This window comes from Pedobacter fastidiosus (assembly GCF_014306625.1).
Classification (GTDB): Bacteria; Bacteroidota; Bacteroidia; order Sphingobacteriales; family Sphingobacteriaceae; genus Pedobacter; species Pedobacter fastidiosus.
In genome coordinates this window covers 46,725-61,514 of sequence record NZ_JACRYL010000002.1, presented here as the reverse complement: position 1 = coordinate 61,514, position 14,790 = coordinate 46,725, and the positions used below count along the sequence as shown (strand labels likewise).

8 protein-coding genes and 2 pseudogenes are annotated in these 14,790 nt (G+C 39.1%); all 10 read right to left on the bottom strand.

From position 1 onward, the window contains the following. Window positions 1–141 precede the first annotated feature (141 nt). A complete protein-coding gene (locus H7U22_RS02310) occupies window positions 142–1,278 on the bottom strand; it encodes a sialidase family protein (protein ID WP_187069732.1) in 1,137 nt (378 codons plus the stop codon). Window positions 1,279–1,420: 142 nt separating this feature from the next. Further along, the gene (locus H7U22_RS02305) at window positions 1,421–2,086 is read right to left on the bottom strand and encodes a DUF3826 domain-containing protein (RefSeq protein ID WP_187069731.1); all 666 of its coding nucleotides are present in this window, start codon (window positions 2,084–2,086) and stop codon (window positions 1,421–1,423) included. A gap of 107 nt (window positions 2,087–2,193) precedes the next feature. Beyond that, the gene (locus H7U22_RS02300; RefSeq protein WP_187069730.1) at window positions 2,194–4,932 is read right to left on the bottom strand and encodes an alpha-L-rhamnosidase; all 2,739 of its coding nucleotides are present in this window, start codon (window positions 4,930–4,932) and stop codon (window positions 2,194–2,196) included. A 450-nt stretch (window positions 4,933–5,382) separates the two neighbouring features. Further along, window positions 5,383–8,154: a glycoside hydrolase family 2 protein gene (locus H7U22_RS02295; protein ID WP_187069729.1), complete on the bottom strand. Its 2,772-nt coding sequence runs from the start codon at window positions 8,152–8,154 to the stop codon at window positions 5,383–5,385. Next, on the bottom strand, window positions 8,154–9,908 hold the full coding sequence (locus H7U22_RS02290) for a sialate O-acetylesterase (RefSeq protein WP_248284658.1): 1,755 nt from the start codon (window positions 9,906–9,908) through the stop codon (window positions 8,154–8,156). The genes H7U22_RS02295 and H7U22_RS02290 overlap by 1 nt, the downstream gene beginning before the upstream one ends. 103 nt (window positions 9,909–10,011) lie before the next feature. Next, on the bottom strand, window positions 10,012–10,677 hold the full coding sequence (locus tag H7U22_RS23545) for a hypothetical protein (RefSeq protein ID WP_449581625.1): 666 nt from the start codon (window positions 10,675–10,677) through the stop codon (window positions 10,012–10,014). A gap of 450 nt (window positions 10,678–11,127) precedes the next feature. Further along, window positions 11,128–11,843, bottom strand: a pseudogene (locus tag H7U22_RS23540) (six-hairpin glycosidase); the annotation flags it as partial. Window positions 11,844–12,135: 292 nt separating this feature from the next. After that, window positions 12,136–13,068 carry a glycoside hydrolase family 43 protein gene (locus tag H7U22_RS02280; RefSeq protein ID WP_222621783.1) on the bottom strand — a complete coding sequence of 311 codons (933 nt, stop codon included), beginning with the start codon at window positions 13,066–13,068 and terminating at the stop codon, window positions 12,136–12,138. 424 nt (window positions 13,069–13,492) lie between these two features. Next, on the bottom strand, window positions 13,493–13,804 hold the full coding sequence (locus H7U22_RS22995) for a putative collagen-binding domain-containing protein (protein ID WP_248284674.1): 312 nt from the start codon (window positions 13,802–13,804) through the stop codon (window positions 13,493–13,495). 39 nt (window positions 13,805–13,843) lie between these two features. Further along, a pseudogene (locus H7U22_RS02275) lies at window positions 13,844–14,734 on the bottom strand (apiosidase-like domain-containing protein); the annotation flags it as partial. Window positions 14,735–14,790: the final 56 nt, after the last annotated feature.

The following is a 14,790-nucleotide window of genomic DNA, read 5'->3' as shown; positions in this document are numbered from 1 at the left end:
TCATTGCGAAGCTGGACATGAGCGAGCTGAAGCAATCTGGCTTTGCAGAATGAGATTGCTTTCCCGAAAAGTCGGGACAAGCTATGCCTCGCATCCGATAGCTATCGGATGACGATGAGGTGAAGAAATGACTTATTCCTCTCATGGTTCTTCACTTTTAGTTTCTGTAATAACCGGAGCGGTGTAACCTTTTAACTTTGGCCAAACACCATTTTTAATTTTCTTCAACTTTAGTTTTGATGGGTCCACAACCACGTGTTTAATTTTTTCTCTTCTCCAGGTGTAAATGAAGTGCAACATACCATCAGATGTTTGTATCACTGCAGGATAAGAGTATTGGCTAATTGGCGAATCTTCTAAAATTAGTGCTGCAGACCAGTTTTTACCATCTTTCGAAACCGAAACATTCAGTGGGGTTCTTGCTCCTTTGGCTAAATCACCGGGAGGCAAAACATGATTGTAAACCAACACATGGCGACCATCTTTCATCGTTACGGCATCCGTTCCGGAGTTGTTATTTGGTAAAGAAGTTTTTGTTAACGCTGACCAAGTTTCGCCGTTATCTTCAGACCAGGATTCTACGATTGCTCTGTTTGCTGTTCTGGCTAAAATTTGAAGTTTCCTGTCTCCATATTGCAAAATACTTGGTTGAATGGCTTTAATTCCGTTTTCTTGCAATGGCCCGACTGTTCTCCAGGTTTTGCCATTATCTTTTGTAACCTCAAAATGAATTTTCCAACCATCGCCCTCTCTGCTTGATGGTGCAAACAAATTTCCGTTGCTTAATAAAACCGGTTTGTTTTTAACCGGACCGATGTAGCCATCGGGTAATTTTTTAGCATCAGACCAAGTTTTACCACCATCTTTTGAAGTTTTCATCAAGCCCCACCATTCAGATGGTTTTGGTCCGATTTTGTAGAATAGCAACAAATCTCCTCCCGGAACCTGATACAAAACAGGATTCCATGTTGGTAATCTCTTACCATCAGGCTGGATGCCGTTCGCTACTGAAACCGGCGCCAACCATTTTCCATCTACAAAGCGACTGATGTAAATCTCCACATCTGGGTTACGCTCTTTTGTTCCGCCAAAGAATGAGGCGACCAAACCTGTTGGCGTTTCGGCAATGGTTGCAGAATGGCATGATGGAAATGGTGCTTTATCGTACAGAAATTCTTGCTTCACGACTCCAGTTTGCCATTTTTCTACTTGTGCGTTGGCAGTTATTGCAACTGCGAAGACAAGTCCTAATGTGATGTATATTTTTCTTTTTAACATAAAGTTTGTGTTAACCAACTATCTATAAATGGTCGTCATCCGATAGCTATCGGATGCGAGGTACGAAGCAATCTTAATGCAATCGCTACCGATGTGAGATTGCTTCGTGCCTCGCAATGACGATAAGGCGAAATAAAATGCATTACTGCTTCGCTTTACTCGCTTTCTCCTCTTTTATCTTTTTAGTGTAAGCACTAAAAAGCGCTCTCCAATTTCGTCCATTATTGTTCAGCATTTGTTCTGATTTCGTTTTGTAAATTTCAAAAATGGCCGAAATTTGTTTCATATTTTTATAATCAACTGCCTGCTCTCTTGCTTGTTTTAAAAATCCTAAAATCTTTACCTCTTCATCAGCGGTTAAATCAGGGACGATGGCTTTATAACCTTTCATCGTAAACTCCACTTTACCAATGGTGTATTTATCTAAAATCGTTTCCACCTGTTCGGGAGATAAATTTTTCTTCAAACCATCCATTAGATTTTGATGAACAATTGCCGGCATCGCCGAATCGGCAATGATTTGTTTATCCAAATCGCTTAATTTATTTCCTGTAACCGGATTTATTCCGTCAGGAACGGTTGATGCAGGATGCTCATTGTGCCAATCTCTAATAGTTGTTAAATGAATAGCGATAACAGTTTCGACAGCAGTTTTCTTAGTTGCATCGGTTAAGTTTAACGCAGAAACGAATTCCTTTGCTTTGGTTAAAATTTCTTCAGGTACAACCACATCCTTTATTTGACTGAACGCATTTACTGTGGTTAGCAGTAAGGTTAGTAACATTAATGGTTTTAATATTTTTCTCATACTTTTAATAGTTTAATCGTCATTACGAGACTGATTTTTCATCAGCCGAAGCAATCTCATTTGCGAGAAAGATTGCTTCATGCCTCGCAATGACGACTTATTTATATTTATTTTCCATCCACCACAAAAGAATAATCTCCAGACCCAACCTCATAAATCGCTCTGTTATTCTCCATTTTTATAAATTTTAAATCTTTTATTGATTTCAATTTTTCAGAAACATCACTTTTATTATTTGCAGGAATGTAAACCAAAGCCGTTGTATTTGGTGGGATAGTTACATTCCAGTTAAATTGATTTGCTGTTTTGCTATAACTGCTTTTTATTAAACCGTAAACAGAATTGTAGCTTGCATTAACAGAATTCAAGCTGTTTATCATTTCAGGTTTCATGATAATCTTTTTAAAAGCACCATTTTCTGATTTTATTCCTGCCAGATTTTCGTAATACCAGATTAATAAATCGCCCAGCATCATCACATGGTTTTGCGAGTTCATTTTCGGGTCGGCGGTGTTGCCATTCCATAACTCCCAAATCGTTGTTGCGCCATTATCAACCATATAACCCCAACTTGGATATGTTTTTTGAGTGGCAATAGTATAAGCCAAATCCGGTCTGCCGTAATCATTCAAACAACGCATTAACCATTGAATGCCCACTAAACCGTTACTTAAATGACCTTTATTGGTAACCTCAACAGTATAAGTAATATTTTTAAAAACTTCCTCAACCTTATCTTTTGCAACCATGCCAAAATATAGCGGAATGATGTTGTCCGTTAAAGCATTTGAGGCATAATATCCTTTTTCGTTATAATATTTTTGGTTGAAAGCATCCTTAATTTTTTCGCCCAAAAGCTGATAATTTTTTACGTCTTCTTGGTTTCCAATTGCTTGTCCAAATTGAATCATCAACTGCGTGAAATGGTAATAATAAGCAGTTGAAATTAGTTCCGATGGATATTTTTTATCTGCACTTTTTCCTCTACCAAACTCAATAGTAATCGGAGGCATGCACCAATCGCCATAACTATCTTTTGTTAAAATGTAATCTTTCATGTAGCGGTCTTGCATATACGAAAGCCATTTTTTCATCGCCGGATAATTATCACGCACCGCAGAAACATCTCCCGTTTGCTTGTAAACCATTTCCGTAACCAAAAGCATCGCTCCCGGCCAGGTCATGTTATCACTGTAATACCTCCAGAAAGCTGGGGCCACATCAGGAATGGCACCATCTTCTTTTTGAGAGTTTCTGATATCCTGCAACCATTTTGTGTAAAACCGTCCATTATCAAAAACGAAACTTTCGCCATAAGCCACAGCGCCTCTATCGCCAAGCCAAGGCATGCGTTCGTTACGTTGCGGACAATCAATCGGAATTCCTTTATAATTCCCAGCGATGCCCCACCAGGCATTTTTAAAAATCTGGTTGCTTAAAGCATCAGAAGTTTCGAAAGTTCCAACCGTTTTAATGTTGTCGTAAATCATTTTCCCAACGAAATCATTTACCGATGGTTGGTAAGTGTAGCCCGAAAGTTCTACATATCTGAAACCGCGATAAGCAAAAGTGGGTTCCCAGGTTTCGGTTTCTCCACCTTTTAAAGTATATAAATCTGTACATTTTGCATTGCGAAGATTAGCCGTAAAAAGTTCTCCATTCGCTTGCAACGATTCTGCAAAACGCATTTTGATTTGTTTTCCTCGCAAACCTTTCACTTTAATTTGCAACCAACCCACCATATTTTGCCCCATATCGAGGATGTATCTTCCGCCTGAAAGTTTGGTGATTGATGTTGGCTTTAGCATATTCATCACCCGCATATTCTCATTCATTTGCGCTTCAATAACGCCAGTAGGTTCCTGAACAAATTCGGCCTTTGCCCATTTACTATCATCAAAACCTACTTTATTCCATCCGATAGCCTCTTTTGTCGCATCATATTCTTCACCATCATACTCGTTATTGGTTCTGATGGGTCCATCAGCGGTGCCTTTCCAACTATTATCTGTATCAATATTTGCAGTTGTTCCGTCTGTATAAACGATGTTGATGTTAATCAGCATTTTCGGGAAACCAAAAGTTTTAATTTTATAAGGTTTCTCATTCTGGCGCATGGCGAAGAACCGACCGTTACCCAAAATCGCACCTACCGCATTTTTTCCATTTTGGATATAATTGGTTACATCGTATGTGTTATATTTTACGTTTTTAGTGTAATCTGTCGGCGATGGCGACAAAACATCTTCGCCCACTTTTTTTCCGTTGATAAAAAGTTCGTACAAACCCAAACCAATGATAGATGCCGTTGCAGATTTTACGGTTTTTGCACTTTGAAATTCTTTTCTAAAATACCTTGCTGATAAGCGTGAATCGGTTTTAATATTATCCCATGGAAATGCCCTATCGAAACCTATCCAACCTTTTGGCCAGTCTTTATAGTAAAGCAAACCCATCGAAAAATAGTTATTAGCCGACCATTCACTTTGACCAGCAGTTGTCCACACTTTAACTTTCCAATAAACTTTCACACGACTTGTCAATGCTTTTCCATCGTAAGTTACATGAATAGATTCAGCAGAATTTACTTTTCCTGAATCCCAGAAATCGCCCTCGTTGGCATTTAATTTTTCTAAAGTAGAAGCAACCAAAACCTGATAAGCGGTTTGCATTACATTTCTTTCTTTTGAAATAATGTGCCAGGCCAAACGAGGTTTTTGAACATCAATTCCTAAAGGATTTACAAGCATCTCGCAGGTGGTATGTTGCAACGAAACTTGTGCCACCACTTTTGAAAACGGAAGTAGCCAGATACTGATTATCGCTATGTAGATTTTAATGTTCATTTACGCTTCGCGGTTGATTACACCGATTAAGTGATTACACTGATTCTGTTTATTATTTATTTTTTTCATTTGCTGTCATGCTGAGGTACGAAGCATCTGTTAGTTTTTATTTACTTTCCTTGCCTGCCCACTTACTAGTTTTGGCAGTGATTTATTTACACTTGGTTTTCCATTGTTTAGAATGACAAACCCCTCTGAACGATAAAACTCTTTCTACTTTATTTAATAATTTTCTCTCGCAGATTTCGGAGATTTCGCAGACAATTATTTCTAATCTGCGTAAATACGTGTTATCTGCGGGAATATTAATTTCATTCAATAATTTATTTCTACCTATCTCTTCAATATGCCAGTTAAGTCGGTCGTCATTGCGAAGCTGGGTCTGAGCGAGCTGAAGCAATCTAATTTCTCGAATGAGATTGCTTCGTCGTGCCTCCTCGCAATGACGGACTACTGCACTGAAAAATCAAAGTACAAAGTCATGTTCAACGCCCTGCTTGGGTCTTTATCAAAATCATAATAAATATTCTTCATGCCCATCGGCCCTGTTGTTTCTGGTTTTTGAGTTTTCGTTCCTATTGCTGAAATTCCGTTCATAAACGAAATATCTCCAGTCGGGAACGTCGGACTTATGTTATCGTATTCTGTATCTTTAGATTTCTTTGGCGTAAATAATCTCAAAAAAACATCCTCTCTGTCTGTTACCACTTTAAAGGATTGCTGTTTTCCAATAAATTCGCACCAATACATATTGGAGTAATAGCCTTTAAATTCGGGGTATTGCCAACCTGGTTCACCCGTTGCAGAGTCGTTGTAATCCTTTTTCCAGATGCCAAACTGTTGTCCTTTCATTCTGTTTTTCCAAACTCGGTACGGACCATTTCCTTTATATTCTACTGCTTTAATTTCAGTTTCGGGATAAGAGAAGTTCAATCCTACGAAAGTGGTAAAGTAAGCCGATGGAAAATATTTCACTTCCATTTTTAACCAACCCGATGGATAAATTGTCCATTGCAAGGTATTAAAGCTTTCTTTCTTATCAAATTTGGATGAGATAATCAAATTTTCGCCATCCGTTTTAGTCGTGAAATTTTTAAAATTATTCACGCCTTCTTGCAAAACCGGACCGTTTGAAAACGGAATCACACCTTTAGCGTTTTTAGCTTGTTGCAGTAATCCTGTTGTTTTATCGAACGTTAAATCGATGCCGTTAGCTGTTACCTGATACACCTTTGCATCTTCCTTTAAAATCACTTTTGATGAAGCTGTTTTTACCACAATTTTCTCTGCATCATCCTTAGGCAGAGCAATTGGAAAACTCCAGGTAAATAATTCCTTGCCATCTGGCGCATTTGCAGTTAAATACAAAGCATCAAAATTCCTCCAATCTGCCGGAAGATTGATTTGTAATTTTCCTTTTTCAAAAGGTTTGATATTTGGCGCATCTGCTTTTCCTGCTTTGAATTCAGCATCAGCTCCGGCTTTTAGTTTTTTTAGTTTCCACTCGAAAGTGCATTGATTAAGATTAGTGAAAGCGTAACGATTTTCCAATACAAACGAGCCATTGAAGCCAGCCGACATTTCTCTTTTCTCTACAAAAACAGGACTCCAAACTTCCTTGATGGTAAAGAAACTGCCCTCTTTTTCGTGGTAAGGACCAACAATTCCGTCAGGACCATGGTTTCCATCGGTATCTAATTCGCCGTTTTTATCAGTACGAACAACAGCCTGGTCGGCAAAATCCCAGAGGAAACCACCAGCAGATTGCGGGTTATTCCACATCGCATTCCAGTAATCTTCAATGCCCGCTCCATGACCTCCATCCCACATGCCATGCAAAAATTCCGTTGGCATTAAAATGTTATGGCCATGGTCGTAATTGCCAATTCCATAATTAAACTCACGGTAATGTGTGGTTTCAAATCCGCCAAAAACTTCCCACGGATGAATTACAGCACGTTTCTGAATATCTTCTTCAGGAAAAAGATGGTCGAGTTCGCGATTATGTCCACCCTCATTTCCATTTGCCCAAAATATAATCGATGGATGATTCTCATCATTCAGCATCATTTCTTTCATCAACTTTGTTCCGGTTGGCGTATCATAAGTTCCGTGCCAGCCGGCGAGTTCATCCATCACAAATAATCCAAGAGAATCGCAAACATCCAAAAAATGTCCATCAGGCGGGTAATGCGACATGCGAACGGCATTCATGTTCATTTCTTTCATCAACAGCACATCAGCTATGCTGATTTTTTTGCTCGTGGTTCTGCCCGATGATGGATAAAAAGAATGGCGATTAACCCCTTTAAATTTCATTTTTACGCCGTTTACATAAACGCCATCACGCTCTTTTACTTCAACAGTTCTGAAACCAATTTTCTTAGAAACCTGATGAATTTCCTTTCCATTTTTGATTAAGGTAAAAGTTGCTGTATAAAGATTTGGAAATTCCGAAGACCATAATTCAGGCTTAGCAAACTGATGATTCAACATTAATGTTTGCGTTCCTTTCTTAATCGGAATTGTAAATCTGTCGCCAAACCTTTTCCCATCCTTACCGGAAAGTTCGACTTCCACTTTATCGGCTTCGCCGGTGAAAGCGAGTTGAGCATTTAAATTCCCATCGGCTTTGGCATCAATTTGAATTCTATCGATGTACGTTTGCGGTAAAGATTCCAGATAAACAGGTCTGAAAATGCCACCAAAAATCCAGAAATCGGCTTTTCGTTCTGCCTCATTAACTGATTGATTGGCAGAATGCTTGGATACTTTTACTTCAAGCAAATTTTCACCTGATTTCAATAATTTTGAAATATCGTATTTAAAAACATAAAATGAACCCTGATGAATTTCTCCAGCCAATTTACCATTGATTTTAACTTCGGTATCGGTCATCGAACCCTCGAAAACGATATTGATTTTTCGGTTTTTCCAATCAGCAGGAACTTTAAAATTGAATTTGTACAATCCTTGCTCTTTACCCTTATTTTCTTCCTTATTAAAACCGTAATTGTATTTTCCAAAACCTTGCAATTCCCAGTTTGATGGAACCGGAATGGTTGTCCATTTGCCCGAATTCGCACCGGCTGTGCAGAAAAAATCCCAATTAACGGTATCATCGTTTCCTGTTCCCGAAAGATATAATTTCTCCGTTTGTTGCGCTTTTACGAAGCTAAACATCATTATTAAACAAAAGGAAAGTATAAGTCTGATTCTCATTAATTCGTTTTAAATTGATTGATTAAAGGATTATCGGTTCGGAAAGGCAAAGCCGGCAAACCGTTACTATAAAAATTACCGGATGGATTTTCTGTCCAGTTGTAGCGTATAGCTTTTGGTTCTTTTACATCTTTTGCCGAAACTATTACCTTACCATCTTTAAATATCGCATCCGCATTTACAAATTTCCCATCACTACCGGCAATTGTAAATCCTGTAAGTGAAGAATTAGGTGTTTTCAAATAATCAAAATCCAACACCGCTTTTCCATCCTTAAAGTTCACCGTTTTATAAATCGGACCTGAAAAGCTTATTTGTTGATTATAGGTTTTAGCCAAAGCTAAAAGTGCTAATCTTCGTCCAACTTCCCACTTGTACGTTGGGTGCAAATCCCCTCCGTTATCATTCAAATCTGAAGTAGAAATGATTCCGGTATTATGCAAACGTAAAACTTGTTGTTGCGCTTCCCAAAAGTTAGGTTCTGTGTCGGGAGTAAGCACAACTTTGTCGCTTTTTTGTTTGCTGTAATCAAATGGCGCAATCTGCACATAATAAAATGGCAACTGTTCTCCCCATGCTTTACGCCAAAGATTGACCAATGTTTTTAGTTTGTATGAATAACTGATAGTCTCGTTTAAAAAGCAATTTGTTTCGCCTTGATACCATAAAATACCTTTGATTTTGAATTTAGTAAGTGGCTCAATCATCGTTGGATAAAACTTGCCGGGGTCATTACTTACTTTTTGATTTTTGAAATAGTCTTCCTGAGCGAAAGCATCTTCCGAAATCCATGGCTCGATAGCGCTTCCGGGAATCGCCGAAGAAATCATGCCAACCGGAATACCCAATTTCTCCTGAACTTCTTTAGCGAAGAAATAGCCTACTGCAGAAAAAGAACGCAAAGCGGAATCTTGTGCAACCGCCCAACTTTTATGAATAGAATCGGGTTTATTCAATTGTTTACGATTAACGAGGAAAATTCTGATTTGATTATTCTTGGCTTTTGCCACTTCATCCGATGGAAAACCTAATTTTTCATTTTTAGGTTTAGGGATTTTTGCGAGTTTACGCATGGCATATTCCATGTTAGATTGACCGGAACATACCCAAACTTCACCAACCAAAATGTTGGTTAATTCGATTTTATTGGAGCCAGAAATCGTCATGGTTTGTGGCTTTGATGAGGTTTTAAGTGGCGATAAAATAACCGACCAATTTCCAGTTTTATCGGTAATTGTAGTTTTAGATTGCCCGGCAAAAGTGACTTCTATTTTTTCGCTTGGTGAAGCAAATCCCCAGATATTGATGGGCTTTTCTCGCTGTAAAACCATGTTGCTCGATAAAATTTGAGGCAAAAGGATTTTAGCATTGGCAGAGGACGAGAAGAAAAAAAGAAGCAATAATAAAAATCCACTAATCCATCCTTTCGACTTGAATTCATCCGTCATTTCGAGCGAAGTGAAACGAAGTCGAGAAATCTTTTCCAATAGGTTCAAAGATTTCTCGGCTTCGCTCGAAATGACGGTTGAGAGAGATTGCTTTCCCAAAGTTTCGGGAAAGATTGTCTTTCCTCTTCGCAATGCCGATAAGGTTAGGTGCAAATCAGGTAAGGTGGTCGTCATCCGATAGCTATCGAATGCGAAACCGGGCTTGTGTGAGCTGAAGCAATCTGACTTTTTGAATGGGATTGCTTCGTCGTTCCTCCTCGCAATGACGAGTTTAGGGCATGCAGTGATGGTTTCGGTGGTCGTCATTCCCGCGCAGGCGGGAATCTTAAAGCCTATTGCATTACGATTCCCAATCAAGTTGGGAATGACGATACGTATAAGTGCTATGATGCTTGACTTATTCTTCATTCTAAAATCCCTCCGTTTTTAAATATTTAATCGAATAAACAGCTTCCTTTTTCTCTGACTCACCTGCATTTTTCAAATCGTAATCCTGGTCAGCAGGTGTATCCACATCAGGAAAATGTCGAACATCTCCGGTACGGAAAACAATCCTGGAAACATAAGCTACAGGCTGGAAAGCTAAACTCATTGAAGTCTCTTTTCCATTGACCGTGAGCGAATAAAACCGAGTATGCGCATCTAATTTCAATTTAATATCGTAGCTTTTCCCAGCTTCGTATTTCATGAAGTTTTTGTAGCGGGCACCGGCTTTTGCGCTCAAATTTCCGGCAGTATCAAATGTCAAGCGAACACTTGCCATTCCTTTTGCATCTTGCAGTTCGATTTCCAACAATCCGAAATCATTTTGTTTTGGCGTAACTGAAAATGAGGCAATTATCTTTTTCGATGCAGGAAATAATCTTTCAGCTTTTGCATAATCGAAAGGGTCTTTATCCTTTAAAACCAAAGCGCCATTTTCTACTTTAACAGGTGCCCAAAGCGGACTGTAAATATTCCACTGTTCCAGTTCTTTTCCTTTTGGAAGTTTCGAGAAATCATCATCAACATGCTGTAAGGCCTTATCGCTAACCGGCAATGGAACTGATGAAACCCAAATATCTTCTTTGTTCATGCTGTAGGTTACCCATAGCTTTCCATCGGCAGGCTTGCCATTTCCCTCTTCTATGCCACGAACATATTGCGGACCGTAAGATTTATAATTTCCACCATAACGCATGGGTGTAATTTCGCCATTTATCAGAAGCAGATTCGTGTAATCTAAACCATTTTTACTGGTTGAAATCGCTAATGGCCAACGGTATTCTGATGGATTATAAACTGTAGCGTAATTTCCATCTGAAGTTTTTTGTCCCCAGATTTTAGCATTGCTATTTACAAAACCTGGTGCACGAAAAGCACTTTCCGGCCAGCTTTTCCCATTATCGGTACTGATTGCTGTTAAGGCATTTTTCCATAAACCAACCACTCTTCCATCGGGTAAATGATAGTAACTGAAAGCTTTATATTGCTTCTGCAAGGTGATTAAAGGGTCTTTTCTATCGGCCTCTTCATTCCATTGTTGCGTCATTAACTTATTCGCCAACAATTCATTACATGCCTCAACGAAAGCTTTATTTTTACTTTTTGTGAAGTAAGGATATTTTGTGTTCATCTCCGAATAACCAGGATTGTAGTGAATGAAATAAATTGGACCGTACTTCCCATCCGCTTGAATTTCACGAACAGCTCTACCAATTCCATGACCATCATTCGGGTCGTCTTTTGCATCGAAACTGATGGCATAAAAACCCAAAATCAGAAATACATTTTTTGTGGAAACATAAAAACCCATCCGTTGGTGCATTACGGCATCTAAATCTTTTGCTACGTCGGTTCTACCCTCTTTTGTTGTTCCATCGGGAATACGGTAAATCGGAAAAACAACTTCTGGCTTCGTCCAAGTGTAACCATCTTTTGATGATTGAACTAAAGTTTGACCAGGTGGAATGCTTTCTCCAACTTTATCACTTAAATATTCAATATAAAATTTGTTGTTCCAATAGGCCAACATTGGGGCATGTTGTAGGTCCAGCCAAAGTTTTCTGCCAATTTAGGATGTTCTCTGTTCGCTCTAAAAGTTTGGATGTTATGCACACCCATTACCGGCGAAAGTTGCCCATGATGGTAATCAGCATTCACCAAAGTTTTTCCCGTGTAACGCACCGTATCTTGTGCCTGCAAGGTTTGTATCGCAAGTGCAAATGGCAGGGTTAAACAAAGTATTTTAAATATTTTCATTCGCTATTATTTTGAACCACAAAGGCACAAAAGACACAAAGGAAATTAACTAGCCTTGGTGTTCTTTGTGTCTTGGTGGTCATTTCTACATGGAGTTTTTCAACCCCTCAATCACTTTCCTTTTCACTTTAATTATCGTTCCGTGTTTATGCCCCTCTGGTATTAAAACCTCATTTTTCTTTAAATATGTCGTCATCTCGACCGTAGTGGAGAGACCTTTTAAACGAGCTAAAAAGATTTCTCGGCTACGTTGCTCTTCGCTCGAAAGGACGACCTTGTATGCTATGACGAGTTATCTATTATTTTTCAACCCTTCAATCACTTTTCTTTTCACTTTAATTATCGTTCCGTGTTTATGCCCCTCTGGTATTGAAACTTCCGATGTCACATCCTTAAAAGTCTTAAAATCTGATGTTTTATAAGCTGAATAAATCTTCTGCCCGTAAGCATCGAAGTAAATCAGCCAATCTTTTCCAACTTTTACAGCTGTCGGTCCCTCGGTTAACTTCGGACTAAAAGTTTCCGAAACACTTTCATACGGACCTAAGGCATCTTTGGCAAAAGCCACTTTCAAATTTCTGTTCGGGCGGGTATTATCTTTTAAAACTAGCACATAATCTTTAGAAGCTCTTTTTACAATTACTGCGTCGATAACGCTAAAACCTGGATCTAAAAACAAACTGGGTTTTGAAAAACTCACAAAATCCTTGGTTGTGATGCTGTACATCCGGTGATTATTATCCTCATCTTCAATTCCTTTTGCAAAACGAAAAGGTATAGTAGATGCCCAGATAATTACAAATTCCTTTTTTTCCTCATCATAAAAAATTTCAGGAGCCCAAACATTTACGGTTTTAGGCTCGCTTTCCATCACTGGAAGAAATTTTTGCTCGCTCCACGTGATTAAATCCTTTGAGCTTGCATAACCGAAACCTTTATCGCCTTTCCAACTGCAAGTCCACACTAAATGGAAAGTACCATCTGGTCCTTGAACTATTGATGGGTCACGTAGAACTTTTTGCGTTCCAACTTCGGGTTTTAAAAATGTTTTGTTCAAATCTGTCCAATGGTAGGCATCGTAACTGTATAAAAAACGTAAACCCTCCGTTGCAGGCTCGTGGAAAGAGGTAAATAAATAAGCTTGTTTTGAGCAAGAAGTTAATCCGCACAAAGCCAGGCCAATGATGGCGAAACGAAATGGTGATATGAACTTTGCTTTTAACATTTTTTTATTTCTTTTAAACCCTTCACTTTTAAATTGTCGTCCTTCCCGCGCAGGCGGGAATCTTAATGCTAAGAAAAGCCAAAGTATTAAGATTCCCAATCAAATTGGGAATGACGACCGTTCTTATAAACACCCACCTAAATCACCAACTTTGTCATTCTGAACACAGTGAAGAATCACGTGTCACAGAAAACTACCACCGAACCAAAATGGTGGGTTAGGTTTCAGTAGTGCTAATTGGTTGCGGATTCTTCGTACCTCAGAATGACAGCAATTTTAAAGGTTGCTGGCATATCAGATTGCTTCGTGCCTCGCAATGACGTTTAATACGGTCGTCATTGCGAAGCCGGGCCTGTGCGAGCTGAAGCAATCTGACTCCATAAATGAGATTGCTTCGTCGTACCTCCTCGCAATGACGACCGAATTATATCTTCTCCAACACCAAAACCCAATCGTTACCATTTGAAGGTTCTCCAGGCGGATTAAATTCCCTCACACCTTTATTTTCAAATTCACCAATTGGCGTAACTTTTCCTGTTCTTGGGTCGAACCATGATGCTTTTACATCATCGCCATCGGTTTTACCTAATTGTACGCTGAAATTTTTTCCTGTGTAAGTATAAAGCATGGCGAATTCTTCTCCTCTGGTTGCAATAACACGCTCGTATTTTTCACCGTTCTTGCCTGCAACCAAACTTTGGTCTGGCACACGGTCCAAATAAGAATGCGATAACATTAAATCTTTTAGGAATTGCATTTGTTGAGCTCCAGGTGCGTTTATCGCAGTTATCCATTGGTCTTTCGGACCATAAGCCGGTTTTAAATCCGTTTTTTTGTACATCTGCATTACCGAATTATGGCCGTAAGTGTAGCCGAAAGCACCAGCAAAAACCGACCAATAACCATATCTTCTCACATCTGCGTCATTCCAACGAGGCTGAGTAGTATCGTGTAAACCTTGCGGAATATCCTCGTAAGATGGTTCTCCATCAATCGTTGGTTTCGTAGGTTTCAACTTATAATCTGATTCAATATATTTCCAGTTATCCTCGCCATAATGCAGTTTTTCATTTTTAGAAGTATCCTGGTCGTAACGGCGGTGGCCGGATTGAACCATATCAAAATCGCACCAACTCGCATTCTGGAACCATTGCGAAGAGGCAGTTCTCCCTCTTGGGTGAAAAGTAATTAGATGATTAGGGTCGCTTACTCGTAAAGTTTCGCCAATGGTTTTCCAAACATCCATGCCCTCGCTTCCTTTAATATCGCCACCATTTAACCAAATGATGTTCCACCTGTCTTTAAACCGTTTCGCCAAAAATTCAGCATAAGCTTTTGCCTGCGTTTTATTAACTTTTTTTGCTTTTACGTTTGTTCCCCAAACAGGAACCAAAGCCATATAAAGCCCTTTTTCTGCAGCTTTATCAATAATATAATCTACATGGTCCCAATAATCGTAAGCGAGCGAATCTTTCGGATTATTACCCGGAGTAATCATTGGTTTCGAAACATCTGCATGAACAACAGAAGAATCCAAATAGACATTTCTCGATGGAACATCATGCAACAACATCACCTGTATAACATTGAAACCCTTTTGTTTACGGTCTTCCAAATAGGTATTGGCTTCTTCTCTGGTTAATCTTCCAAACAAAAGCCAGGCTGTGTCGCCTAACCAGAAGAATGGCTTCCCATCACCAGTGGTTAAATATCTAGAGTTTT

What these genes read in the sequence shown, in the direction of transcription:
- H7U22_RS02310 (WP_187069732.1), bottom strand. Translation starts at nt 1,278, where the DNA reads ATGTTAAAAAGAAAAATATACATCACATTAGGACTTGTCTTCGCAGTT.
- H7U22_RS02305 (WP_187069731.1), bottom strand. Translation starts at nt 2,086, where the DNA reads ATGAGAAAAATATTAAAACCATTAATGTTACTAACCTTACTGCTAACC.
- H7U22_RS02300 (WP_187069730.1), bottom strand. Translation starts at nt 4,932, where the DNA reads ATGAACATTAAAATCTACATAGCGATAATCAGTATCTGGCTACTTCCG.
- H7U22_RS02295 (WP_187069729.1), bottom strand. Translation starts at nt 8,154, where the DNA reads ATGAGAATCAGACTTATACTTTCCTTTTGTTTAATAATGATGTTTAGC.
- H7U22_RS02290 (WP_248284658.1), bottom strand. Translation starts at nt 9,908, where the DNA reads ATGACGACCACCGAAACCATCACTGCATGCCCTAAACTCGTCATTGCG.
- H7U22_RS23545 (WP_449581625.1), bottom strand. Translation starts at nt 10,677, where the DNA reads ATGAACAAAGAAGATATTTGGGTTTCATCAGTTCCATTGCCGGTTAGC.
- H7U22_RS02280 (WP_222621783.1), bottom strand. Translation starts at nt 13,068, where the DNA reads ATGTTAAAAGCAAAGTTCATATCACCATTTCGTTTCGCCATCATTGGC.
- H7U22_RS22995 (WP_248284674.1), bottom strand. Translation starts at nt 13,804, where the DNA reads ATGTTATCGCATTCTTATTTGGACCGTGTGCCAGACCAAAGTTTGGTT.